Consider the following 24,800-nt stretch of genomic DNA (forward strand, 5'->3'; position numbering starts at 1 on the left):
GGGTGGCCGCGCTAGCCCTTCACGTAGGGCTTGCCGGCCGCAGCGGGACCTCGCGCCTGCCCGACCAGACCGGCCACGGCGAAGATCGTCACCACGTAGGGCAGCATCAGCAGGAAGTCGCTCGGCACGGGGCTGTCGAGGATGCCCAGCACGTTCTGCAGATTGCTCGCGAACCCGAACAGCAGCGCCGCGAGCGTGGCCCGCACCGGGTTCCACTGCCCGAAGATCACGGCGGCGAGCGCGATGAAGCCGGCGCCGCTCGTGACGTTGCGGCTGAACGAGGGCACGGCCGCGAGCGTGAAGTACGCCCCGCCGAGGCCCGCGATCGCCCCCGCGAGCGCGACGTTCCAGAACCGCGTGCCGGACACGTTGATGCCCACGGTGTCCGCGGCCTGCGGGTGCTCGCCGACGGCGCGGAGCCGCAGGCCCCAGCGGGTCTTGAACAGGCCGTAGGTGACCGCCGCCACCCCGATGTACATGAGGTACACGATCAGCGTCTGCTCGAACAGCACCGGTCCGAGGACGGGGATCGCGGACAGCAGCGGGATCGCGATCGGCTCGAACTGCGGCGGCGAGTTCAGCGCGCCGGAGGCGGGCACGAGCACCGCGGAGTACAGGAAGCTCGTGATGCCGAGCACGAGCACGTTGAGCACGACGCCGACGATGACCTGGTCGACGAGGTAGCGGATCGCGAAGGCGGCGAGCACGAACGAGACGAGCACGCCGGCCACGGCAGCGGCGGCGAGGCCCAGGTAGAGGTTCTTCGTGAGCGAGCCGACCACGGCGCCCGTGAAGGCACCGCCGAGCAGCTGGCCCTCGATGGCCACGTTGACGACGCCGACGCGCTCCGAGATGACGCCGCCCAGGGCCCCGAAGATCAGCGGCACGCTCAGGGCGAGCGACCCGGCGAGCAGCCCCGGGAGGGGCAGCGTGTTGCCGCTCGTCGCCCAGGCGAGCAGGCCGACGACGAGCACGAGCGCGAAGGCGATCGGCAGCCACAGCGGCTGCTTCCGGGTCGTGTACCGGAGGCTGAGCGCGGTCATGACCGCTGCGAGCACCACGGCGACGATGCCGGTGACGCGCGTCGGCAGCACGAGCGGCGGCAGCGCGATCACGTCGCCGCTGCTCGACAGGCCGAAGGTCGCGTTGCCGCTGCGGCCCAGGACGACGAACAGCACGAGCGCGACCAGGGTCAGCACCCCGTACGCGATCGGCGCCTTGAGGCTGCGCCGCAGCGCTTTCGCGCCGACGAGCTCGCCGGTGGTGGAGGTCTCGAGCGACGTCATGCGGAGCGCACCTCGTTCTTCGATCGACGTCGGCGGGGACGCCCGGGGGCGGGGAGGCGGAAGATCGTGCGGACCAGCGGCGGGGCGGCGATGAAGAGCACGATCAGCGACTGCACGACGGAGACGATGTTGATGTCGATGCCGTTGGCGGCCTGCATCGTGTAGCCGCCGTTCTGGAAGACGCCGAACAGGATGCCCGCCCAGAACACGCCCCAGGGCCGCGAGCGGCCGAGCAGCGCGACGGTGATCGCGTTGAAGCCGATCGACGCGTCGAAGTCGTTGCCGAACCCGCCGGTCGACTGGCCGAGCACCTGGTAGGCGCCGGCGAGGCCGACGAGCAGGCCGGAGACGACCATCGCGACGATGGTCATCCGGCGCACGTCGATGCCCGCGGTGCGCGCCGCAGCGGGGTTCTCACCGACCGCGCGCAGCTTGAAGCCGAGGCTCGACCGGCTCAGCAGCCAGGAGGACGCGAGCACCGCGACGATCGCGAGCAGGAAGCCGAGGTTGACGGGCAGGCCGAACAGCGACGGGAGCACGGCCGTGGGCAGCTCCGCGGGCGACTTCGGGTTGCTCGAGCCGGGCGCCTGCAGCACGGGCGTGTGCAGCAGGTAGTCGAGCAGGTAGAAGGCGACGTAGTTGAGCATGATCGTGACGATCACCTCGTGCGCGCCCGTGCGCGCCTTGAGCACGCCGACGATGCCGGCCCACAGGGCACCGCCGAGCAGCCCGCCGAGCACCGCGGCGATCAGGTGCAGGCCCGCGGGCAGCGGCAGCGCGAAGCCGATCCAGCCGGCGACCGCGCCGCCGATCAGGATCTGGCCCTGGCCGCCGATGTTGAACAGGCCGGTGCGGAAGCCGACGGCGATGCCGAGCCCCGCGGCGATGAGCGGGGTCGCGAAGCCGAGGCTGCCGAGCAGGGGCCGCAGGGCGGACAGCGGGTCGGAGGCGGTCAGGTCGAGCACCCCGCCCTGGAACAGCGAGCCGTAGGCGCCGCCCACCGCCGAGACGATCGCCGCGATCGTGTCGCCCGGCCGGGAGAAGAAGTAGCCGGAGGCGGCGAGCACCTGCGGGTTCGTCACCGCGATCAGCACCGCGCCGACGACGAGGGAGACGAGCACCGCCAGCACCGACAGCAGCAGGTTCCCGGTCAGCAGCTCCCGGAGGAAGCGCTGCACGCCGGGCTCCTGCGGCACCGCGGCCACCGCTGCGCCGGGGACCTGCCCGGGCTCGAGGCCCTGCCCCTCCGACCCCGTGTCCGCCACCGGGACGGGCGTCTGCTCGCCGGTGCCGCTCACGCCGCCACCGCCGCGGGGGCCTCGCCGGCCATCATCAGGCCGAGCACGTCGCGCGGGGTGTCCGCCGGCACGATGCCCACGATCCGGCCCCGGTACATGACCGCGATGCGGTCGGCGAGGGCGTACACCTCGTCCAGCTCGGTCGAGATCACGATCACGGGGATGCCCGCGTCGCGGGTGGCGAGCACCCGGTCGTAGACGAACTCGATGGCTCCGACGTCGAGCCCGCGGGTCGGCTGCGCGGCGACGAACAGCCGCAGCTCGCGCGACAGCTCGCGCGCGAGCACCACCTTCTGCTGGTTGCCGCCGGACAGGCGGCCCACCGCCGTGTGGATGCCCTGGGCCCGCACGTCGAACTCCTTCAGCTTCTCGGCCGCGAACGCGTGCAGGTCGTCGAGCCGCAGCGCGCCGAAGCGCACGAACGGGCCGCCGTCGGCCCGGTCGAGCATGAGGTTCTCGGCGATCGTGAACTCCGGCACCAGGCCGTCGTGCTGCCGGTCCTCCGGCACGAACCCGGCGCCGGCGTCGAGCACCTGGCGCACGGAACGCCCGGTGAGCGGCTTGCCGTCGAGCGCGATGCGGCCGCTGACGCCGGTCTGCAGGCCGAAGATCGCCTCGGTCAGCTCGGTCTGGCCGTTGCCCTGCACCCCGGCGATCGCCAGCACCTCGCCGGCCCTGACGGTGAACGAGACGCCGTCCACCAGCGTGATGCCGTTCGGGTCGACGACCCGCAGGTCCTCCACGACGAGCGCGTCGTCGCCCAGCCTCGGCGGCGCCTTCTCGACCGCGAGCTCGACCTCGCGGCCGACCATCAGGGAGGCGAGCTCGGCGTTCGTCGCGGTCGGCTCGGCCTCGCCGACGACCTTGCCGAGCCGGATGACGGTGATGCGGTCCGCGACCTCGCGGACCTCCCGCAGCTTGTGCGTGATGAAGACGATGGCGGTGCCGGTCTCCTTGAGCTGGCGCATGATCGCCATCAGCTCGTCGGTCTCCTGCGGCGTGAGCACCGCGGTGGGCTCGTCGAACACGAGCACCTGCGCGCTGCGGGACAGCGCCTTGATGATCTCGACGCGCTGCTGCACGCCGACCGGCAGGTCCTCGATGCGCGCGTCGGGGTCGACGTCGAACCCGAAGCGGTCGGAGATCTCGGTCACCCGCGCGCGGGCGGCGGCCAGGTCGAGGCGCCCGCCGAGGCGGGTGGACTCGTGGCCGAGCATGACGTTCTCGGCGACCGTGAACACGGGCACGAGCATGAAGTGCTGGTGCACCATGCCGATGCCGGCGCGCATGGCGTCGCCCGGGCCGGAGAAGCGCTGGACGGCGTCGTCCAGCAGGATCTCGCCCTCGTCGGCCTGGTACAGGCCGTAGAGCACGTTCATCAGGGTCGACTTGCCCGCACCGTTCTCGCCGAGCAGGCAGTGGATCTCACCGGGCTCCACGACGAGGTCGATCCGGTCGTTCGCGGTGAGCGCGCCGAAGCGCTTCGTGATCCCGCGCAGTTCCAGCTTCACGTGGCGATTCTCCCTGGTCGGGGCCCTCCCCCGCACCGCGAACGGCCCGGTCCCCCGCGGATCGCGGAGGGCCGGGCCGGAGCGGGCGCCGAGGGCGCCGGGACTACTTGAAGGACGCGGGCGAGTCGACCTTGATCGACCCGTCGCTGATGCCCTGCTTGATGGTGTCGAGCTCGGAGGTGAGGCTCGACGGGACCTTCGACGCGAAGTCGTGGAAGGAGGACAGGCCGACGCCGCCGTTCTTCAGGTCGCCGACGTACTGCGCGTTGTCGAACGAGCCGTCCGCGGCCTGCGTGATCGCGGTGTAGGTCACGTTCTGGATGTTCTTCAGGATCGAGACGAGCATCAGGTTCTTGTAGCCCGCGGTGTCCGTCTGGTACAGGTCGGAGTCCACGCCCTCGACGACGGCCGACTTGCCGGACGACTTGATGGCGGCGCCGGCGCCCTGGTAGAGCGGGCCGGCGACCGGGACGATGACGTCCGCGTTCGAGTTGAGGAAGTTCGTGGTGATCGTCTTGGCCTTGTTCTGGTCGAGGAAGCCGCCGACGAACACGCCCTTCTGCGTCGCCTCGTTCCAGCCCAGCACCTTGACGTTCTTCTTCTTCTGCTGGTTGTAGTACTTCACGCCGTCGGCGAAGCCGTCCATGTAGATGGTCACCGGCGGGATCGCGAGGCCGCCGAAGGTGGCGACGACGCCGGTCTTCGAGTACGCCGCAGCGGCGTAGCCGCCGAGGAACGCGGCCTCGGAGGTCTCGAAGACGATCGGCTTGCCGTTGTCGGCCTTGATCGAGTTGTCGTCGATCATCACGAAGTCGGTCTTCGCGTTCGAAGCGGCGGACTTCTTCACGGCGTCGACGAGGTTGAAGCCGGAGGCGACGATCGCGTTGCACTTCTGGGCGACCAGGTTGCTGATGTTCGACGCGTAGTCGTTCGCGGTCGCGGACTGGACCTGCTTGAAGGACGAGCCGATCTTGGTCGCGGCCTGCTTGACGCCGTTCAGACCCGACTCGTTGAACGAGTGGTCGTCGAAGCCGCCCTGGTCGGAGACGATGCAGGGCAGGTACTTGGAGGTCGCCGAGGTGGCCGCGCCGGAGCTGGAGGTGCTGCTCGGCGCCTGGCCGCAGCCGGTGAGCAGGGCGAGGGAGCCGAGCGCCGCCACGGCGCCGAGCCCGATCCGCTTGGTGAGCGATGTCAAAGAAGGACCCTTCGTCAGGTGCTGTGAGACCCGCGGTGCACGGTGGTGGGTCCGCGGGCCGTCGGTCAGGGTAGCCACGCCGCGTTCCGATCGAAGACACGGGTGCGCCGTCCGGGGCGGATGGTTATCGAGTCGAGACCCTCCCTCCGCGCGGGCTCAGCCCTCCGGGTGCTGCTCGGCGAAGGCGACGAGCTGCCGAGGGCCGAAGGCGTCGGGCAGCACCTGATCGATGGTCCGCAGGCCCGAGACCGTGTCGAGCACCATGCCCGGCGCGGCGTGCTCGACGAGCAGCTGGCGGCAGCGGCCGCAGGGCATCAGCACGTTCCCGTCGCCGTCGACGCATGCGAAGGCGGTGAGCAGCCCGCCCCCGGTCATCACGAGCTCGGACACCATCGAGCACTCGGCGCACAGCGTCACGCCGTAGGACGCGTTCTCCACGTTGCAGCCCGACACGACCCGGCCGTCTTCGACGAGGGCGGCGGCGCCGACGGGGAAGCGGGAGTACGGCACGTACGCCTTGCGCATCGCGGCCGTCGCGGCCTCCCGCAGGGCGTCCCAGTCCACATCGCTCATGCGTCTCATCTTTCCGGAGATCCGGCGCAGCCGGTTCTCCGGAAAGATGAGACCGCTACAGGACGTCGGTGCGGCCGGAGAGCTTGAGTGCGTCGACGACGCTCTTCACGCGCTGCGCGTGCTCGCTCGTGGTCACGAGCAGCGCGTCCTTGGTGTCGACGACGACGATGTTCTCGACGCCGATGAGCGTGATCAGCCGGTCGCTGTCCGTGACCACGATGCCGCTGGAGGAGTCGGCGAGCACGCGGGCGCGCTCCCCCAGGATCGCGAGGTCGCTGCCGCGTCCCCCCGACTGCAGCTTGGCGATCGACGCGAAGTCGCCGACGTCGTCCCAGGAGAAGTCGCCCTCGACGACCGCGAGCCGCCCGGCGGCGGCAGCGGGCTCGGCGACCGAGTAGTCGATCGCGATCTTCTCGAGGCCCGGCCAGATCTGGTCGACCAGCACCCCGCGATCGGGTCCGTCCCACCCGGCGGCGAGCTTCCGCAGCCCCTCGACGAGGGCGGGCTTCGTCTTCGCCATCTCCTCGAGCAGCACGGACGCCTTCGCGATGAACATGCCGGCGTTCCACATGTAGCGGCCGGACTCGACGTACTCCCGCGCGGTGTCGAGGTCGGGCTTCTCGACGAAGCGGGTCGCGACGTAGGCGGACGTCGTGCCGGGCAGGTCCAGCTTCTCGCCGCCCTCGATGTAGCCGAAGCCGATCGCGGGCTCGCTCGGGATGATGCCGATCGTGGCGATGTAGCCGGCGTCCGCGACCGCGGTGGCCTCGATCACGGCGCGGCGGAACCGGCGCACGTCGCCGATCACGTGGTCCGCGGCGAACGAGCCGATGATGACGCCGGGCTCCCGGTGCTCCAGGATCGCGGCGGCCAGGCCTATCGCGGCGGACGAGTCCTTGCCCTCGCTCTCGAGCACCACGTTGTGGTCCTGCAGGGTGGGCAGCTGGTCCTCGACGGCGGCCCGGTGCGCGCGGCCGCAGACCACCATGACGCGGTCCTCGCCGTTGATGGGAGCCAGCCGGTCCCAGGTCTCCTTGAGCAGCGTCTGCCCGGAGCCGGTCAGGTCGTGCAGGAACTTCGGTGCGTCCGCCCGGGACAGCGGCCAGAGCCGCGATCCGATGCCGCCGGCGGGGATCACGGCGTAGAACTTCCGCGTGGCCTCCGGCTCGGTGCCGCGTCCCGCCCAGCGCATGGTCCCGTCGCTCATGCCGCAACCATAACGATCGGGCCTTTTCCGCCGGAGACCCCAGTCCGCGCCCCCGTTGCCTCACCGTCCGGCGCGCCCCCTCCGCTGGGCAGGGGCGCCCCCGCGCTGAACGTAGGATCGAGGACGCACGGAACCGATGGGGAAGGGTGCTCACGACGATGGTGACGCTGAAGCCGGAGCGCGCGACGACGCGCATCCCGCTGCCGAAAGCACCTGCGGGGACGGTCTACCGCGGACACGAGGGCATGTGGTCGTGGGTGCTGCACCGCATCACCGGTGTCGCGATCTTCTTCTTCCTGCTCGTGCACGTGCTCGACACGGCGCTGGTGCGCATCTCGCCGCAGACGTACAACGGCGTCATCGCCACGTACAAGAACCCGATCATGGGACTCGGCGAGCTGTTCCTCGTCGCGGCGATCGTCTTCCACGCCTTCAACGGGCTGCGGATCATCCTGATCGACTTCTGGAGCGTCGGCACGAAGCACCAGCGGGCGATGTTCTGGATCGTCATCGCGCTGTGGATCATCACCATGGCGGGCTTCGCGCCCCGCCAGCTGATGGTGATCATCTCGGAGGTGTCGGGCTGATGGCCACCACCTTCGACGCCCCCCGCACCTCCGCCCGCCGCGGCAACGTGGAGAAGTGGGGCTGGATCTACATGCGCGCCTCCGGCGTCGTGCTGGTCGTGCTGATCTTCGGCCACCTCTTCATCAACCTCGTCGCGGGCGAGGGCGTGAAGCAGGTCGACTTCGCCTTCATCGCCGGCAAGTGGGCGAGCCCGTTCTGGCAGGTCTGGGACGGCGCGATGCTGTGGCTCGCGCTCATCCACGGCGGCAACGGCATGCGCACCATCACGAACGACTACGTCTCGAACCCGACGGCGAACCGCCTGCTCAAGGGCGCGATCCTCGTCGCCGTCGCCCTGCTCATCCTGCTCGGAACCCTGGTGATCACGACCTTCGACCCCTGCCCCCCCAACGCCGCTCCGGGCACGCTGCCCAGCTTCTGCTCGGCGCTCACCCGATGAACGCGAGGATCGAGAACCCGACCGGGCCCATCCGCCGCATCGTCGAGCGCGTCACGCACCGCGACCACCCCGAGCAGCCCGACGCCGCGGCGACCGCGACCCCGCGTCGCGCCCCGCGCAAGCGGCCGAGCGAGACGATGGGCTGGACGGACGAGGGCCCGGACGAGCGCGAGATCGACGGCGTCCTCTACCACCGCCACGACGTCGTCATCGTGGGCGCGGGCGGTGCGGGCATGCGCGCCGCCATCGAAGCGGGCCCGAAGGCGAAGACCGCCGTCATCACGAAGCTCTACCCCACCCGCTCCCACACGGGCGCGGCGCAGGGCGGCATGGCCGCCGCGCTCGCGAACGTGGAGGAGGACAGCTGGGAGTGGCACACCTTCGACACGGTGAAGGGCGGCGACTACCTGGTGGACCAGGACGCGGCCGAGATCCTGGCGAAGGAGGCCATCGACGCGGTCATCGACCTCGAGAACATGGGCCTGCCGTTCAACCGCACGCCCGAGGGCAAGATCGACCAGCGCCGCTTCGGCGGGCACACGGCCGAGCACGGCAAGGCGCCGGTGCGCCGCGCCTGCTACGCCGCGGACCGCACGGGCCACATGATCCTGCAGACGCTGTACCAGAACTGCGTCAAGGCGGGCATCGACTTCTACAACGAGTACTACGCCCTCGACCTCGTCATGACCGACGTGGACGAGGGCGGGAAGATCGTCTCCCGCCCCTCCGGCGTCGTCGCCTACGAGCTCGCCACGGGCAGGATCCACGTCTTCCAGGGGAAGTCGATCGTCTTCGCGACCGGCGGCTTCGGGAAGATCTACAAGACGACCTCGAACGCGCACACCCTGACCGGTGACGGCGTCGGCATCATCTGGCGCAAGGGCCTGCCGCTCGAGGACATGGAGTTCTTCCAGTTCCACCCGACGGGGCTCGCGAAGCTCGGCATCCTCCTGACCGAGGGCGCCCGCGGCGAGGGCGCGATCCTGCGCAACGCCTCCGGCGAGCGGTTCATGGAGCGCTACGCACCGACCATCAAGGACCTCGCACCGCGCGACATCGTGTCGCGCTGCATGGTGCAGGAGGTCGCGGAGGGTCGCGGCGCCGGGCCGCTGAAGGACTACGTGCTGCTCGACTGCACGCACCTGGGCGCCGAGGTGCTCGAGACGAAGCTGCCGGACATCACGGAGTTCGCCCGCACCTACCTCGGCGTCGACCCCGTCGTCGAGCCGGTGCCGGTCATGCCGACCGCGCACTACGCGATGGGCGGCATCCCCACGAACGTCAAGGCCGAGGTCCTGTCCGACAACGACACGGTCGTGCCCGGGCTCTACGCCGCCGGCGAGTGCGCGTGCGTCTCGGTGCACGGCTCGAACCGCCTCGGCACCAACTCGCTGCTCGACATCAACGTGTTCGGCAAGCGGGCGGGCAACAACGCCGTGGACTACGCCCGCGAGGCGTCCTTCGTGCCGCTGCCCAAGGACCCGGCGAAGGCGGTGCGCGAGCTCGTCGAGTCGCTGCGCACCTCCACCGGCACGGAGCGGATCGCCGACCTGCGCAAGGAGCTGCAGGACGAGATGGACGCGTCAGCGCAGGTGTTCCGCACGGACGAGTCGCTCGCGGCCGTCACGAAGACGATCCACGGACTGCGCGAGCGGTTCCGGAACGTCGGCATCCAGGACAAGGGCAAGCGGTTCAACACCGACCTGCTCGAGGCGATCGAGCTCGGCTTCCTGCTCGACCTCGCCGAGGTGGTCGTCTTCTCCGCGCGGAACCGCAAGGAGAGTCGCGGCGGCCACATGCGCGACGACTTCCCCAAGCGCGACGACGAGAACTACATGAAGCACACGATGGCGTACCTCACGGGCGACCCGCACTCGTCCGACGCCGCCGACCACATCGAGCTCGACTGGAAGCCCGTGGTGATCACGCGCTACCAGCCGATGGAGCGGAAGTACTGACATGACGATCACCGCGATCAACCCCGCGGGCGTGACCGACGCGGTCATGAACCCGGCGATCAAGCGCAAGCCGGCCGAGGGCTTCACGACGATCACGCTGATCGTCCGGCGCTTCGACCCGGAGGTGGACGAGGAGCCGCGCTGGGTCGACTACGACGTGGACACGCTGCCCACGGACCGCATCCTCGACGCGCTGCACAAGATCAAGTGGGAGCAGGACGGCTCGCTGACCTTCCGCCGCTCGTGCGCCCACGGCGTGTGCGGATCGGACGCGATGCGGATCAACGGCCGCAACCGCCTCGCCTGCAAGACCCTGATCAAGGACCTCGACCCGACGAAGCCGATCTACATCGAGGCGATCAAGGGCCTGCCGCTCGAGAAGGACCTCGTCGTGGACATGGAGCCGTTCTTCGCCTCCTTCCGCGCCGTGCAGCCCTTCCTGCAGTCGCAGTCGGCGCCGCCGGAGGGCCGCGAGAGACTGCAGTCGGCCGCGGACCGCGAGCGGTTCGACGACACCACGAAGTGCATCCTCTGCGCGGCCTGCACGTCCTCGTGCCCCGTGTTCTGGACCGACGGCCAGTACTTCGGGCCCGCCGCGATCGTGAACGCGCACCGCTTCATCTTCGACAGCCGCGACGAGGCCGCCGAGGTGCGCCTCGACATCCTCAACGACAAGGAGGGCGTGTGGCGCTGCCGCACGACCTTCAACTGCTCCGAGGCCTGCCCGCGCGGCATCCAGATCACCAAGGCGATCAGCGAGGTCAAGGCGGCCACCATCCGCCGGCCGGACAAGATCAAGATCGCGTAGGGACCGCCTCCGCACGACGAGCAGCAGCCGCCCGGGCATCGCCCGGGCGGCTGCTCCCCTTTCCGGCGGCGCCGTGTCGCTCGCTCCCCCGACCGGGGGCCGCCCGTAGCGTGGCGGCGCTGTGAGTGGATGGAAGCTGCGCGCCGGGTCGAGGCGGATCCGGGTCGCGATGGCGGCGGGAGCCGTGGCCGCCGCGACGATCGCCGGCGCGCTCGTCGCCGCCCCGCCCGTCGCGGCCGCGCCTGCGGCGACGCCGGGGCCGACCGCCTCCCCCACCGCGACCGCACCCGCGGCTCCCCGTCCCGCCGGCTCCGCCCTCGCGGTCGTCCTCGCGCCGGGAACCGTGCTCACGCTGCCCGCGAAGGACGGCCTGCGCGACACCACGACCGTCCGGATTCTCTCCGGTCGAGGCGGCCGGGTGGACCTCGACGCCGTCCGCGGGAAGAGGACCGTGCACCTGGGCTCGCGGCTCGCGCTGCGGAGCGCGAGGACCGGCTTCAGCCGGTCCGTCCGCGTCGACGTCGCGAAGCTCGCCGCCGGCACCTGGCGGCTGCGGGCGCAGCGGTCCGCCGACCACTCGGTGCGGGCCCGCTCGGCCGCGCTGCCCGTCGGGACCGGCGCGCCGGTGCACGTCGGCGTCCGGCCCGCGGCCCGGACGCTCTACCCGTACGCCGACGGCGTCCTCGACGCGGCGCTCGTCACGGTCACCGCGAAGGACGAGACGAACGCCGTCGTGCCCGTCACGGGCTCGGTCCGCATCGACGCCGGGAAGCAGCACGTCACGCGCACCATGCGCGGCACCGCACCGGTGCAGCTGCCCGTCACCGCCCTGCCGCTCGGGGCCGCGACGGTCACGGTGAAGGTCACCGGCGCGAGCGGCGGCAAGGCCGTGCGGCGCACCGCGCTGACCCTCGCGCCGACCGGCGTCGGCGCGCTGCGGATCGCCCGGTCCTCGACGACGGTGCTGCCGGTCCGCGACGGCCGCCTGGACACGGTGGCGCTCACGACGACCGGCGCCGCGTCCGGCGGCTCGCCCGCGAAGGTCTCCGGCACGCTGACCGTGTCGCGGGGCAGGACGATCGCCGCGGTCTTCCCGGTGCGGAGCGGCACGCAGCACGTCTTCACCTGGAACGGTCGGGTCGGCGGCACCGTGCAGGGCACCACCACCGTCGACGGCGCCGTCGTGCCGGGCACCTACACGGTCACGCTGGCGCTGAAAGGGCCGCAGGGACCCGTGCGGACCAAGACGGCCGCGCTGACGGTCACGAAGGAGCACCTGCCGTACGCCGTGCGCGACCTGTTCGCCGTGGGCGCGGGCAACCAGCAGGGCCTCGCGGTGCGCAACGGCATGTTCTACGTCGGGTACGACACCGGGAACGACACCTCCCGCATCGACCTGTACGACGGCGGCACCCTGATGTCGTCCCTCGGCCCGCTGCCGATCTCGCACGTCGCCGAGCTGGCGTACTCGACCACCACCGACCGGCTCTACGCCGCGACCGGCGGCGCGAAGACGCCGACGAAGATCTTCGTGCTCGACCCGACCGATCCGCAGTGGGGCATGGACGCGCCGACCGACCCGACCGCGGTGATCAAGGGCGTCTACGACTTCTCGGGCACCCTCGGCAACAACGCCATGGTGGCCGTCGACGACGCGAACAAGCGCCTCCTCGTGTTCTCCGGGGCGACCGGCGCCTACAGCGTGAGCTCGGTCACCCTGACCCCGTCGGCGGAGACGGACGAGAACGGGGTCCCGCTCGTCCCCGCCGGCACGATAACGGCGACCGCGCCGGTGTCCATCAGCGGCGTGCCGCAGGGCATGGACCTCGTCGGCCAGCAGCTCTGGATCTACACGAGCACGAAGAAGGTCAACCGGGTCGAGAAGTACGACCTGACGAACAGCGCGCTGTACACCGCGCAGGCGAGCACCTCCGCCGACCTCTACTGGGGCGGCGAGGGCGAGGGCATGGCGACCGTCGCCGCGTCGGACACGAACGACGGCCTGCCGGCCTGGATCTTCGTCGGCGCCCACAGCGCCGTGAAGGGCGGGCCCAACATGCTCGGCCGGCTCGTCCCCGTCACCGACGCCGACTGACCCCCGCATCGTCGCTCACGCGTCGTGCCGCACGGACGGTGTCCGTGCGGCACGAAGCGTGAGCGACGAGGTCAGGCGGTGGCGGCGGCGGCTCGGGCGGCCGCGGCGCTGCCCGCGGTGAGGGCAGCCGCGGCGCGGGCCTGCGCCTGCTCGAGCGTGACGGTGAGCAGCTCGGCGCGCACGTCCGCGAGGGCGGCCGGCGTCATCGAGAGGCTCTTCGCGCCAAGACCGACGAGCACCACGGCGAGCGCCGGGTCCGCCGCGGCCTCGCCGCAGATGCCGACGCTCTTGCCGGCCGCGGCGCCCGCCCTGCCGACCTCCGCGACGAGCTTCAGCACCGCGGGGTGCCACGGGTCCTGGAACGCCGCGACCGTGCCGAGCAGGCGGTCGGCGGCCAGCGTGTACTGCGTCAGGTCGTTCGTGCCGATCGAGACGAAGTCCGCCGACTTCAGGATCTGCGACGCCAGCAGCGCGGCGGAGGGCACCTCGACCATGACGCCGGGGACCTTGATGCCGAGCTCGCGGGCGAGGGCGGTGAAGTACTCCGACTCCTCCGGCTCCGACACCATCGGCGCCATCACCCAGAGTTCCGCCTCCGTCTCGGCGGCCGCCTCGGCGAGGGCGGTCAGCTGCTCGCGGAGGATGTCCTCGTGCGTGCGGAGCACCCGCAGGCCGCGCAGGCCGAGCGCCGGGTTCTCCTCCTCGCTGTCGTTGAGGAAGGACAAGGGCTTGTCCGCGCCGGCGTCGAGCGCGCGCACGACGACCTTCTTGCCGGGGAAGGCCTTCAGCACCGCGGCGTACTGCTCCTTCTGCTGCTGCACGGTCGGCGCCGACTTCGAGTCGAGGAACAGGAACTCGGTGCGGAACAGCCCGACGCCCTCGGCGCCGAGCTCGACGGCCTTCGCCGTGTCCTTCACGCCGCCGATGTTGGCGAGCAGCTGCACCTTCGTGCCGTCGGCGAGCGCACCCGGCGTGATCGGCGCGTTCGCGGCCGCCCGGCGCTCCTCGATCGTGCGCAGCGTCGCCGCCACGGTCTCCTCGTCCGGGTCCACCTCCACGGCGCCCGCGCCGGCGTCGACCACGACGGTCTGGCCGTCGCGGAGGGAGTCGGCGTCGGTCACGCCGACGATCGCGGGGATGGAGCGCGAGCGGGCGAGGATCGCGGTGTGCGAGGTCGGGCCGCCGTCGCGGGTGATGAGCGCGAGCACCTTGTCGAGGTCGAGCAGCGCCGTGTCGGCGGGCGCGAGGTCGCGGGCGACGAGCACGAAGGGCGTCTCCGACTCGGGCACGCCGGGGGCGGGCACGCCGGTGAGGCGGGCGATGACGCGCTGCGCCACGTCGCCGAGGTCGGTCGCGCGCTCGGCCATGTAGCCGCCGAGGCCGACGAGCATCACCTGGAACTCGAGGAACGCCTCGTGCACGGCGCGCTGGCCGGTGCGGCCCTGGCCGATGCGGGCGATGACGTCGTCGACGAGGGTCGGGTCCTCGGCCATCAGCGCCTGCGCGTCGAGCACGTCCTTGGCGGCGCCGCCGGCGCGGGCGCCGCGCTCCGTGAGCTCCGCGGCGACCTGCTGAAGCGCGCTGCGGGTGCGGGCGACCTCGGCGTCGGTGTCGGCGGGCGACTCCGCCTCCGACGGCTCCGGCAGCGGATCGGGCATCCGGCGCACCGGCCCGGTCGCGAGAGCCCTGCCGACGCCGATCCCTGACAGCCGCACGGGGCCTCCTCGTTCCTCTTCGAAGTCGCCGACGGCCGGCCGGCACTGCAGTGTATTGCCGGGGTCGCAGGGGACGACCAGGAGGGGTTCAGGCATCGGCCCGGACGCGGGCGCCCGGCGCGCTCCCATCCCCTGCGCGGGCGCCGCTCGGTACCTTCCCGGCATGGCGCTCCTCAGCCGCGACCAGGGCGTGCGCGACGACGAGGTCGTCGTGACCGCCTCCGGCGCGAAGCCCGACCCCGCGCAGCGGAAGACGGGGATCCCCGCGCTGATCGACCGGGTGCTCGCGCTGCGACCGGTGCGCGTCTTCTTCCACTACACCGGCGACAACGGCCCGCTCATCGCCTCCGGCATGACGTACCAGGCGATCTTCGCCCTGTTCGCCGGCCTGTGGTTCGCGTTCTCCGTCGCCGGGTTCGTCGTCAAGAACGACCCGGCCCTGCAGTCCTCCGTGTTCTCCGCGATCAACCAGCTGATCCCGCGGCTGATCGAGTACGGCGACACGGCGGGCGCGATCCCGGCCAAGACGCTGCTGAACACGTCGGCGCTGAGCTGGAGCGGGGCGATCGCGCTCGTCGGCGTGCTCTTCACGGCCGTCGGCTTCCTCGGCACGCTGCGCACCGCGATCCGGATCATGTTCGACCTGCCGAACCCGGTCGCGAACCCGATCGTGCTGAAACTCAAGGACCTGGGCCTGACCTTCGCGTTCGGCGCCGTCGTGCTGCTCACGGCCGTCATCAGCGTGGTGAGCAACACCGCGCTCGACCTCGTGTTCGGCCTGCTCGGGCTCGGGCACGCCACCGTCCTGCAGCAGCTCGCGACGCGCGCCGTCTCCATCGTCGTGCTCGTGCTGATCGACACGTCGATCCTGATGGGCGCCTTCCGCGTGCTGTCCGGCATCTCGATCCCGATCCGCCGCCTGCTCGTCGGCGCGCTGATCGGCGGCGTCGGCCTCGCGGTCCTGCAGACCGTCGGCACGTCGCTGCTCGGCGGCGCCTCCAGCAACCCGATCATCGGCGCCTTCGCGACCCTCGTCGGGGTGCTGCTCTACTTCAACTTCGTCTGCCAGGTGATCCTGATCTCCGCCTCCTGGGTCGACGTCGGCATGGAGGACGCGGGCATCGACCCGCGCTCGCTCTCCCCCGACGTCGAGGAGCAGGAGCAGGCCGAGCAGCTCGAGGACGCCCGGCGGCTGGTCGCGAAGGCGAACCAGGAGGCGCTCGAGCAGCGGATCCGCGAGTCGAGCGGGCTGCGGCGCTGGCGCCTGGTGCGCGAGCTCGATCGCGAGGTGCGGGCGGAGGCGCAGCGCCGCGAGGAGGTGCCGACCGTCGCCGAGTTCAAGCAGGCGCAGGAGCGGACGGACGACCCCGACCCGGACGCGCAGCAGGTGGAGCAGGCGGAGCGGAAGGCCGAGTAGGCGCGTCCTAGGCTTGACGACCATGGCGCAGCAGACGGTGAGGGTCGCGACCGTCAACGTGAACGGGGTCCGGGCGGCGTTCCGCAAGGGCATGCCCGCGTGGCTCGACGGCCGGGGCGTCGACATCCTGGCGCTGCAGGAGGTGCGCGCCTCCACCGACGACCTCGAGGGCCTGCTCGGCCCCGAGTGGAACGTGCTGCACGACGCCGCCACCGCCAAGGGCCGTGCCGGCGTCGCGATCGCGTCGCGCGGGAAGGCCTCGATCCACCGCGTGACGATCGGCGACGAGGACTTCGACACCGCCGGCCGGTGGCTGGAGGCGGACTACTCGGTCGGCGGCGAGATCCTGACCGTCGTCTCGGCCTACGTGCACTCGGGCGAGGTCGGCAGCCCGAAGCAGGACGAGAAGTTCCGGTTCCTCGACGCGATGGAGGCGCGGCTGCCCGAGCTGGTCCTGCACAACCCGCTCGCCGTCGTCGTCGGCGACCTCAACGTCGCGCACCGCAGCCTCGACATCAAGAACTGGAAGGGCAACCTCAAGAACTCGGGCTTCCTGCCCGAGGAGCGCGCCTACTGGGACCGCTTCGTCGGCGCCGAGGGCGAGCCCGACTACAACGCGGGCGGCGGTCTCGGCTGGGTCGACGTCGGCCGCCGCGCGGCCGGCGAGGTGCAGGGGCCGTACACCTGGTGGTCGTGGCGCGGGCAGACGTTCGCGAACGACGCCGGGTGGCGGATCGACTACCACCTGGCCTCCCCCGCCCTCGCGGAGCGCGTCGACGCGTGCGCTGTGGACCGGGCGGCGACCCGGGACGAGCGATGGTCGGACCACACCCCCGTGGTCGTCGACTACCGCATCGGCGCCTGAGCGCCGCTCCCCCCTTCTTCTTCTTCTCTCACGTCAGGAACTTCCGCATGAGCGCCAAGCCCCGCATCTTCTCCGGCATCCAGCCGTCCGCCGACTCCCTCCACATCGGCAACTACATCGGCGCGATCCAGCAGTGGAAGGGGATGCAGGACGACTTCGACGCGATCTTCTGCATCGTCGACCTGCACGCGATCACCGTGCCGCAGGACCCGAAGGGACTGCGCGAGGCGACCCGCACGCTCGCCGTGCAGTACATCGCCGCGGGCATCGACCCCGAGCGCTCGACGATGTTCGTGCAGTCGCAGGTGCCGGGCCACGCGCAGCTCGCCTGGGTGCTGAACTCCATCACCGGCTTCGGCGAGGCGAGCCGGATGACGCAGTTCAAGGACAAGTCCGCGCGGCAGGGCGCCGACGCGGCGAGCGTCGGCCTGTTCACCTACCCGATCCTGATGGCGGCGGACATCCTGCTGTACGACACGGAGCTGGTGCCGGTCGGCGACGACCAGAAGCAGCACGTGGAGCTCGCCCGCGACCTGGCGCAGCGGTTCAACAGCCGCTTCGGCGACACGTTCGTCGTGCCGAAGCCGCGCATCCAGCAGGAGACCGCCCGGATCTACGACCTGCAGACGCCGACCGGGAAGATGAGCAAGTCCGCGGCGACCGACGCCGGCATCGTGTGGATGCTCGACGAGCCCACCGCCGTGGCGAAGAAGATCCGCTCCGCCGTGACCGACACGGGCCGCGAGGTGCGGTTCGACCGGGGCGAGAAGCCCGGGGTCTCGAACCTGCTCGCGATCCTGTCGGCGATGCGCGGGACGACCATCGAGTCCCTGGAGGCGGAGTACGAGGGCCGCGGCTACGGCGACTTCAAGCGCGATGTCGCCGACGCGGTGGTGGCCGAGTTCGCGCCGATCCGCGAGCGCACGATCGAGCTGCAGGCGGACCCGGCGGAGGTGGACCGGATCCTCGCGCGCAGCGCCGAGCGGGCGAACGAGCTGGCGACGGCGAAGATCGCGACCGTCCACGAGCGGGTCGGCCTCTACCCCTCCCTGTGACTCCTCGTCGTCCAGGAGGAGCCGCTGCTCCTCCTGGACGACGAAACGAGCCGGTGACACGGGTCCGATAGACAGGACGGCATGAGCACGCAGACGGCCGACATCGCGATCATCGGCGGCGGCATCGCGGGGCTGTCCCTCGCCGCCGCGATCGCCGGCCGCGCCTCGGTCGTCGTGATCGAGGCCGAGCCCGAGCTGTTCCACCACACGTCGAGCCGCTCCGCGCAGCAGATGCAGCCGACCTACGGGCCGGCTCCGGTCCGTGCGCTCACCACGGCGTCGATCCCGATGGTGGAGGCGCGCGCCGCGCGCGCCGGCCTGTCGGTCTACGTGCCCCGCCCCCTGCTGTGGCTGCACTACGAGCGGACCCGCGACCGGTTCGACGAGCTGCTCGCGACGGTGCCGGGCCTCACCCCGATCGGCGCGGACGAGGCGGTCCGCATGCTGCCGGCGCTCGACCGCGACCAGCTGGCCGACGCGGCCGTCGACGCCTCCGCCGTCGAGGTCGACGTGCCGACCCTGCTCGAGTGGTACCGCGCCGACGCGGTGGCGAGCGGGACGCGGATCGTGCCGGGCGCCCGGGTCTCCGCCGCGGAGCGGGTGGGCGACGACTGGCGGCTGACGGCCGGCGCCGAGACCGTCGAGGCGCCCGTCGTCGTCGACGCCGCGGGCGCCTGGGTCGACCGCGTCGCCGCGCTCGCCGGTGCGCGCCCCCGGGGGCTCACGCCGAAGCGCCGCACGGTCGCCGTCGCGCCCGCCGCACGGCAGGTGGACCCGAGTTGGCCGATGGCGGCCGACGTCGCCGACCGCTTCTACTTCCGTCCCCGCGGCGAGGCGGTGCTCGCCTCCGCCCTCGAGGACGTCGCGAGCGAGCCGGAGGACGCTCGGCCGTACCCGGAGGTGGTGCGCACCGTGCTCGAGCGGGTGAACGCGGTCACCGACCTCGCGCTCGGCACGCCGATCACGACCTGGACGGGCCTCCGCACCCTCGCGCCGGACGCGAACCCGGTCGTCGGGTACGACGGCGAGGTCCCGGGCTTCTACTGGCTCGCGGGCCAGGGCGGCTACGGCATCCAGACCTCCGCCGCGCTCGCGCAGGTGGTCGCGGCCGACCTGCTCGGCGTCGACCACGATCTGGCGGGCCTCGACGGCGTGCTGGCGCAGCTGACGCCCGACCGGTTCTGACCGGAAGCGAGCGCGCGGCCGGCCCGCCACGAACCCCTGCCGTGCAGGACGCGTCGGAGGAGGAGCGCGCGCTCGGCCTGCGCCGCACGGTCGTCGAGACGCCCGTCGGCCCCGTCGTCGCCCGGGTCGGCCAGCCGCGCGACGGCCGGGTCGTGCTGCTCGTCCACGGGGCCGCGGGCTCGTGGCGGGGCTGGCTGCCGGTGCTGCGCGCCGCGGCGGCGGCAGGGCGCCCGTTGACGGATGCGATCGCGGTCGACCTGCCCGGCTGGGGCGAGAGCCCCGACCCGCTCCGGCCGATGGACGCGGCCGCCGCTGCGGAGGCGGTCGCCGCCGTCGCGGCGAGCGCCGGCGCCGAGCGCTGGACCGTCGTCGGTCACTCCCTGGGCGGCATGGTCGCCCTCGCGCTCGCGGCGCAGCGCCCGGAGGCCACCGAGGCCGTGGTGCTCGTGTCGCCCACGGGCCCCGCGGTCCTCGACACGATCCGGCACCCCCTCCGCGCCGGGCGCCGGCTGCCGTGGTTCGCCGGGATGCTGCTGGCGATGCGCGTGCTCGCCGCGCTGCCGGGCGGCGGCCGCCCGCTCCTCCGCCTCGTGGGGCGCATCGGGCTGCTCGGGCGCCTCGCCGCCCCGCTGCTCGCGGACCGCCGGGGCACCGACCCCGAGGTGCTGCAGGCGTTCGGCGAGGAGGTGCGCCCGGCGGCGTTCGTCCGCGCGACGCGGTCGACCCTGCGGCGCCCGCTGCCGCGCTGGGACGCGATCCGCTGCCCGGTGCGCTCGGTGCGCGGACGGCAGGACGTGTTCGTCGGCGGCCGCGACGCGGCGTGGTTCGCCGCGGTGCTGCCGGACTTCGCCGAGACGCGGGTGGAGGACGCCGGGCACTTCGCGCTCGCGGAGCGGCCGGACGTCGTGCTCGCGGTGCTCGACGCCGTGCCCTGACGGGGCGTGCCCGGCCGTGACCCGGCGTGACGCGGACCATGCAGGCGCATCGACCCGCGGCGCTACACTGCGGGTTGCAACACGTGCTCCGGGGTCGGTGGAAGTCCGAACCGGCGGTCAAAGTCCGCGAACCCGCATCGCCCTCACCGGCGACGCGGGCCGATCCGGTGGAACTCCGGAACCGACAGTCACAGTCTGGATGAGAGAAGCACGAGGGGCGTCCCGCGCGAGCGGTGCGCCCGGCGGCGCTGTTCCGCGACCCCCCGGAGTACCCGGACGAGGGAAGGACCGGCGTGGCCTCCGCAGCGCTCACCACCGACGCGCACGTCGTGCGCGCGATGCGGCGCGCCCTCGAGCTGGCGCGGCTCGGGCCCGCCGGCGGCGCGAACCCGCAGGTCGGCTGCGTGCTGCTCGGCCCCGGCGGCGAGCTGCTCGCCGAGGGCCGGCACCGCGGCGCGGGCAGCGCGCACGCGGAGGCGGACGCCCTGTCGAAGGTGCCGGAGGGCGCCGCGGCGGGTGCGACGGCGGTCGTGACCCTGGAGCCGTGCGACCACACCGGGCGCACCGGCCCGTGCTCCGAGGCGCTGATCGCTGCGGGCGTCGCACGCGTGGTGTTCGCGCAGTCCGACCCCAACCCGCTCGCTGCGGGCGGTGCCGCGCGGCTCCGCGACGCGGGGATCGAGGTGCACGCCGGCGTGCTCGCGGAGGAGGCGGCCGCGCTCAACGAGCGCTGGTCGGCGTCCGTGCGGCTGGGGCGGCCGTGGGTCACGGCGAAGTGGGCCTCGAGCCTCGACGGCCGGATCGCGGCGTCGGACGGCAGCAGCCGCTGGATCACCGGACCGGAGGCGCGGGCGGACGTCCACCGCCGGCGGGCCGAGCACGGCGCGATCGTCGTCGGCAGCGGCACGGTGCGCGCGGACGACCCGGCGCTGACCGCGCGGGACGGGACCGGCGCCCTCCTCCCCCACCAGCCCGTGCCGGTCGTCGTCGGGCACCACCAGCCCGCGGCGGGCGCCGCCGTGCACGCGCACCCCCGACCCCTGCTGTCCGTGCGCGCGCACGACCCGCACGCCACCCTCGTCGCGATCGCGGAGACCGGCGCCCGCAGCGCCTTCCTCGAGGGCGGGCCGACGCTGGTGTCGGCCTGGCTCGCGGCGGGCCTCGTCGACGAGCTGCTCGTCTACCTCGCCCCGACGCTCCTGGGCGGCGACCGGACGGCGACGCTCGACCTCGGCGTGGCGACGATCGCGGATCAGCGGCGCCTGCACGTGCGCGAGGTGCACCGACTCGGCGAGGACCTGCTGGTCGTCGCCCGACCCGCGGAGAGGGACTGATGTTCACCGGGATCATCGAGGAGCGGGGTCGGATCACCCGCTGGGAGCGGACCGCCGACGGCGGCGCGCGGCTGACGATCAACGCGCCCCGCGTCACGGAGGACGCCCGGCACGGCGACTCCATCGCCGTCAGCGGCGTCTGCCTGACCGTCGTCGAGTTCGGCGGCGGCCGCTTCACGGCGGACGTCATGGGCCAGACCCTCGCCGTGAGCGCCATCGGCGACCTGGGCGAGCAGGACGAGGTGAACCTGGAGCGCGCGGCGAAGGTCGGCGACCGCCTCGGCGGCCACATCGTGCAGGGCCACGTCGACGGCGTGAGCACGCTGCTGCAGGTGCGCGACGAGGGGTCGTGGCGCGTGCTGCGGTTCTCGCTGCCCGACGACCTGGCACCGCTGGTCGTCGACAAGGGCTCCATCGCCGTCGCCGGCACGTCGCTGACGGTCTCCACCGTCGGGCGCGACGACGCGGGCCACTGGTTCGAGGTCAGCCTGATCCCGGAGACGCTCACCGCGACGACCCTCGGCGGGCTCGCCGCGGGCGCCCGCGTGAACCTGGAGACGGACGTGCTCGCGCGCCACGTCGCCCGCATGCTGGCCCTCGCGCCGGCGAAGGAAGGGGTGGCGTGATGCCGCTGGCACCGGTGGAGGAGGTCGTCGAGGCGCTCCGAGCAGGGCGCGTCGTGATCGTCGCGGACGACGAGACGCGGGAGAACGAGGGCGACGCGATCGTGTCGGCCGAGCTCGCGACGCCCGAGTCGATCACGTGGATCGTGAACAACTCGTCGGGCTTCATCTGCGCGCCGATGACGAACGCCATCGCGGACCGGCTCGACCTGCCGCTGATGGTCCGCGACAACCAGGACCCGCGGGGCACCGCGTACACCGTGAGCGTCGACTCGGCGGACCGCCTGTCGACCGGCATCAGCGCCGCGGACCGCGCCCGCACGCTGAACGTGCTCGCCGATCCCGATGCGACGCCCGTGCTGCTGAACCGGCCGGGGCACGTGCTGCCGCTGCGCGCGGTGGACGGCGGGGTGCGGGAGCGGGGAGGCCACACCGAGGCCTCCGTCGACCTGATGAAGCTGGCCGGCCTGGTGCCCGTCGCAGCGATCGCGGAGATCGCCTCCCCCGACGGCACGATGACCCGCCTCCCGGGCCTGATCGCGCTCGGCGAGCGCGAGGGCGTGCCGGTCACGACGGTGGCCGCGATCCGCGCGCACCTCGACGCCCACCCGCTCGAGTGCGACGCCGCGGCGATCACCGTGCCGACGCCCGCGGCCCGGGTGCGCTTCGAGGTCGAGACGAACCTCCGCACCGCCCACGGCACGTTCCGGACCCGCGCGTACCGCGACCTGCTGACCGGCGACGAGCACGTCGCCCTCGTCGCGGACGGCGACGCGTCGCGCGCACCGCTCGTGCGCGTGCACTCCGAGTGCCTGACCGGCGAGGCGTTCGGCTCCGCGCAGTGCGAGTGCGGTCCGCAGCTCGACGCGGCGCTGGACCGCGTGCAGGCCGAGGGCGGCGCGGTCGTCTACCTCCGGGGCCAGGAGGGGCGCGGCATCGGCCTGATCGACAAGCTGCGCGCGTACCGGCTGCAGGAGGACGGGCTCGACACGCTCGACGCGAACCTGGCGCTCGGCCTGCCGGTCGACGCCCGCGAGTACGGGGCCGCGGCCGCGATCCTCGCGGACCTCGGCTTCGACGGGGTGCGGCTGCTCACCAACAACCCGGACAAGATCGCGCAGCTCGAGGCGCACGGCGTGCGCGTCGCCGAGCGCGAGCCGCTCGTGGTCGGGGTGGGCGCGGCGAACCAGCGCTACCTCGACACGAAGCGCGAGCGGATGGGCCACCTGATCGATCGACCGCGCGCGGTCGAGGACACGAAGCGGAGAGCCGGATGAGCGGCGAAGGACGACCCGACGAGCAGCGGCTGGACGGCACCGGGCTGACGATCGCCATCGTGCACGGCACGTGGCACACGCGGATCGCCGACGGCCTGCTGGCCGGTGCGCGCCGCACGATCGCCGAGGCCGGCGCCGACGCGGTCGAGTGGCCGGTGCCCGGCAGCTTCGAGCTGCCCGTCGTCGCGAAGGCGGCCCTGCAGGCGGGCGCGGACGCCGTGGTCGCTCTGGGCGTGATCATCCGCGGCGGCACCCCGCACTTCGAGTACGTCTCCAGCGCCGCCACGGACGGGCTGACCCGGGTCGCGCTCGACACCGGCAAGCCGGTCGGGTTCGGGCTGCTCACCCTCGACGACGAGCAGCAGGGCATCGACCGCGCGGGCCTCCCGGGCTCGAAGGAGGACAAGGGCGCGGAGGCGGCGAGCGCCGCCATCTCGACGGCCCTGACCCTCCGGACGATCCGCGCCGCCTGATCGGCGAGGCGCGCCCAGTTGCGCGCTCCGGTCCCAGTTGCGCGCGAGCGCTTGCGCGCAACTGGGACTCGGGCGCGCAACTGCGATGCGCGCGCCTGACGTGGGCGGCTGCGGGCGTCAGGAGGGGTCGGGCTGGGCCCCCATGCGCTCGACGGCGCGGGCCGCGGCCGCCGCGGCGGCGCGCATCGCGGGCTCGCGCTCCTCGCCCGCCGCCAGGGCCGCGGCGAGCGCGCCGCAGAACGTGTCACCCGCACCGGTCGTGTCGACGACCCGCTCGACCCGGTCGGCCGGCACCGCGAGGTCGCCCCACGTCGAGCCGTGCTCACCGCGGGTGATCAGCAGCTCGACCGGGCTCCCGCCCGCGGCGGCGAGCAGGGCCGCCTCCGTCTCGTTCGCGACGACCGGGGCGCCGAGGGCGAGCACGTCCGCCGGCAGGTCCGCGTACGGGGCCGTGTTCAGCACGACGCGCGCGCCCGCCGCCGTCGCCCGCTTGGCGGCCGCCGCCACGACGCCGAGGTCGACCTCCAGCTGCAGCAGCAGCACGTCGCCGGCCGCGAGCCCGTCGAGCGCGGCGAGGTCCTGCTCCCCGACCGCGGCGTTCGCGCCCGGCGACACGATGATCGTGTTCTCGCCGTCGTCCGCCACGGCGATGAAGGCCCGCCCGGTCGGCCCGGGCACCGAGCGGACCGCGCCCGTGTCGATGCCGAACGACTGCAGCCGCTCCCGGTAGTCGCGCCCCTCCGCGTCGTCGCCCACCGCGCCGACCATGCGGACCCGGGCGCCCGCGACCGCCGCCGCGACCGCCTGGTTCGCGCCCTTGCCGCCGAACGCGAGCTCCGGGTCGCCCCCGATCAGCGTCTCCCCCGGCGACGGGTGCCGCGCGACCCGCACGACCACGTCGACGTTCAACGACCCGAGCACCCACACGTCCGCCACGCCTCCATGGTGGCAGGACGGCGCAGG

22 protein-coding genes and 1 riboswitch are annotated in these 24,800 nt (G+C 72.8%); of the genes, 14 read left to right on the forward strand and 8 right to left on the reverse strand.

From position 1 onward, the window contains the following. Window positions 1-11: 11 nt before the first annotated feature. From ABEA53_RS14605 to ABEA53_RS14630, 6 genes are all read right to left on the reverse strand, one after another. Window positions 12-1,286: an ABC transporter permease gene (locus ABEA53_RS14605; RefSeq protein ID WP_345482014.1), complete on the reverse strand. Its 1,275-nt coding sequence runs from the start codon at window positions 1,284-1,286 to the stop codon at window positions 12-14. Continuing rightward, a complete protein-coding gene (locus tag ABEA53_RS14610; RefSeq protein WP_345482015.1) occupies window positions 1,283-2,584 on the reverse strand; it encodes an ABC transporter permease in 1,302 nt (433 codons plus the stop codon). The genes ABEA53_RS14605 and ABEA53_RS14610 overlap by 4 nt, the downstream gene beginning before the upstream one ends. Next, window positions 2,581-4,095: an ABC transporter ATP-binding protein gene (locus ABEA53_RS14615; protein WP_345482016.1), complete on the reverse strand. Its 1,515-nt coding sequence runs from the start codon at window positions 4,093-4,095 to the stop codon at window positions 2,581-2,583. Before ABEA53_RS14615 ends, ABEA53_RS14610 begins: the two co-directional genes overlap by 4 nt. A gap of 103 nt (window positions 4,096-4,198) precedes the next feature. Next, on the reverse strand, window positions 4,199-5,290 hold the full coding sequence (locus ABEA53_RS14620; RefSeq protein ID WP_345482017.1) for a BMP family lipoprotein: 1,092 nt from the start codon (window positions 5,288-5,290) through the stop codon (window positions 4,199-4,201). Between the two features lie 156 nt (window positions 5,291-5,446). Beyond that, a complete protein-coding gene (locus ABEA53_RS14625) occupies window positions 5,447-5,863 on the reverse strand; it encodes a cytidine deaminase (protein WP_345482019.1) in 417 nt (138 codons plus the stop codon). Between the two features lie 55 nt (window positions 5,864-5,918). Further along, window positions 5,919-7,070 (reverse strand): mannose-1-phosphate guanylyltransferase, encoded by a 1,152-nt coding sequence (locus tag ABEA53_RS14630; protein ID WP_345482020.1) that lies wholly within the window; start codon window positions 7,068-7,070, stop codon window positions 5,919-5,921. Between the two features lie 158 nt (window positions 7,071-7,228). Here ABEA53_RS14630 and sdhC point away from each other — a divergent pair, with 158 nt between their 5' ends. From sdhC to ABEA53_RS14655, 5 genes are all read left to right on the forward strand, one after another. Continuing rightward, on the forward strand, window positions 7,229-7,657 hold the full coding sequence (gene sdhC, locus ABEA53_RS14635; protein WP_345482099.1) for a succinate dehydrogenase, cytochrome b556 subunit: 429 nt from the start codon (window positions 7,229-7,231) through the stop codon (window positions 7,655-7,657). Next, on the forward strand, window positions 7,657-8,097 hold the full coding sequence (locus ABEA53_RS14640) for a succinate dehydrogenase hydrophobic membrane anchor subunit (RefSeq protein ID WP_345482022.1): 441 nt from the start codon (window positions 7,657-7,659) through the stop codon (window positions 8,095-8,097). The genes sdhC and ABEA53_RS14640 overlap by 1 nt, the downstream gene beginning before the upstream one ends. A 137-nt stretch (window positions 8,098-8,234) precedes the next feature. Then, window positions 8,235-10,055 carry a succinate dehydrogenase flavoprotein subunit gene (sdhA, locus tag ABEA53_RS14645; RefSeq protein ID WP_345482100.1) on the forward strand — a complete coding sequence of 607 codons (1,821 nt, stop codon included), beginning with the start codon at window positions 8,235-8,237 and terminating at the stop codon, window positions 10,053-10,055. A 46-nt stretch (window positions 10,056-10,101) separates the two neighbouring features. Further along, window positions 10,102-10,863 (forward strand): succinate dehydrogenase iron-sulfur subunit, encoded by a 762-nt coding sequence (locus tag ABEA53_RS14650; protein WP_345482101.1) that lies wholly within the window; start codon window positions 10,102-10,104, stop codon window positions 10,861-10,863. A 121-nt stretch (window positions 10,864-10,984) separates the two neighbouring features. Continuing rightward, window positions 10,985-12,958 (forward strand): hypothetical protein, encoded by a 1,974-nt coding sequence (locus tag ABEA53_RS14655; RefSeq protein ID WP_345482023.1) that lies wholly within the window; start codon window positions 10,985-10,987, stop codon window positions 12,956-12,958. Window positions 12,959-13,029: 71 nt separating this feature from the next. Here ABEA53_RS14655 and ptsP read toward each other — a convergent pair whose 3' ends face one another. Beyond that, on the reverse strand, window positions 13,030-14,673 hold the full coding sequence (ptsP, locus tag ABEA53_RS14660) for a phosphoenolpyruvate--protein phosphotransferase (protein ID WP_345482024.1): 1,644 nt from the start codon (window positions 14,671-14,673) through the stop codon (window positions 13,030-13,032). 163 nt (window positions 14,674-14,836) lie between these two features. On the opposite strand from ptsP, the gene ABEA53_RS14665 reads away from it, so the two are divergent. The 9 genes from ABEA53_RS14665 (at window position 14,837) to ribH (ending at window position 23,837) form a co-directional block, all read left to right on the forward strand. Continuing rightward, complete coding sequence (locus tag ABEA53_RS14665) at window positions 14,837-16,090, forward strand: YihY/virulence factor BrkB family protein (RefSeq protein ID WP_345482025.1); 1,254 nt, start codon at window positions 14,837-14,839, stop codon at window positions 16,088-16,090. 22 nt (window positions 16,091-16,112) lie between these two features. After that, window positions 16,113-16,955 (forward strand): exodeoxyribonuclease III, encoded by an 843-nt coding sequence (locus ABEA53_RS14670; protein ID WP_345482026.1) that lies wholly within the window; start codon window positions 16,113-16,115, stop codon window positions 16,953-16,955. Between the two features lie 47 nt (window positions 16,956-17,002). Further along, window positions 17,003-18,010 (forward strand): tryptophan--tRNA ligase, encoded by a 1,008-nt coding sequence (trpS, locus tag ABEA53_RS14675; RefSeq protein ID WP_345482027.1) that lies wholly within the window; start codon window positions 17,003-17,005, stop codon window positions 18,008-18,010. An 81-nt stretch (window positions 18,011-18,091) separates the two neighbouring features. Beyond that, window positions 18,092-19,195, forward strand: coding sequence for an NAD(P)/FAD-dependent oxidoreductase (locus ABEA53_RS14680; RefSeq protein ID WP_345482028.1), 1,104 nt, complete (start codon window positions 18,092-18,094; stop codon window positions 19,193-19,195). A gap of 41 nt (window positions 19,196-19,236) precedes the next feature. Then, window positions 19,237-20,130: an alpha/beta fold hydrolase gene (locus ABEA53_RS14685; protein ID WP_345482029.1), complete on the forward strand. Its 894-nt coding sequence runs from the start codon at window positions 19,237-19,239 to the stop codon at window positions 20,128-20,130. Window positions 20,131-20,210: 80 nt separating this feature from the next. Continuing rightward, window positions 20,211-20,345: riboswitch (FMN riboswitch) on the forward strand. Between the two features lie 123 nt (window positions 20,346-20,468). Further along, entirely contained in the window at window positions 20,469-21,464 is a 996-nt protein-coding gene (ribD, locus tag ABEA53_RS14690; protein WP_345482102.1) for a bifunctional diaminohydroxyphosphoribosylaminopyrimidine deaminase/5-amino-6-(5-phosphoribosylamino)uracil reductase RibD, read from the forward strand. Next, entirely contained in the window at window positions 21,464-22,090 is a 627-nt protein-coding gene (locus tag ABEA53_RS14695) for a riboflavin synthase (protein WP_345482030.1), read from the forward strand. Before ribD ends, ABEA53_RS14695 begins: the two co-directional genes overlap by 1 nt. Further along, the gene (gene ribA, locus ABEA53_RS14700; protein WP_345482032.1) at window positions 22,090-23,364 is read left to right on the forward strand and encodes a GTP cyclohydrolase II; all 1,275 of its coding nucleotides are present in this window, start codon (window positions 22,090-22,092) and stop codon (window positions 23,362-23,364) included. The genes ABEA53_RS14695 and ribA overlap by 1 nt, the downstream gene beginning before the upstream one ends. Then, entirely contained in the window at window positions 23,361-23,837 is a 477-nt protein-coding gene (ribH, locus tag ABEA53_RS14705; RefSeq protein WP_345482033.1) for a 6,7-dimethyl-8-ribityllumazine synthase, read from the forward strand. Before ribA ends, ribH begins: the two co-directional genes overlap by 4 nt. Before the next feature lie 117 nt (window positions 23,838-23,954). Here the strand turns inward: ribH and ABEA53_RS14710 are convergent, their stop codons facing one another. Beyond that, a complete protein-coding gene (locus ABEA53_RS14710) occupies window positions 23,955-24,773 on the reverse strand; it encodes a PfkB family carbohydrate kinase (protein ID WP_345482034.1) in 819 nt (272 codons plus the stop codon). Window positions 24,774-24,800 lie beyond the last annotated feature (27 nt).

The sequence above is a fragment of the Amnibacterium soli genome, assembly GCF_039544415.1.
Lineage (GTDB): Bacteria > Actinomycetota > Actinomycetes > Actinomycetales > Microbacteriaceae > Amnibacterium > Amnibacterium soli.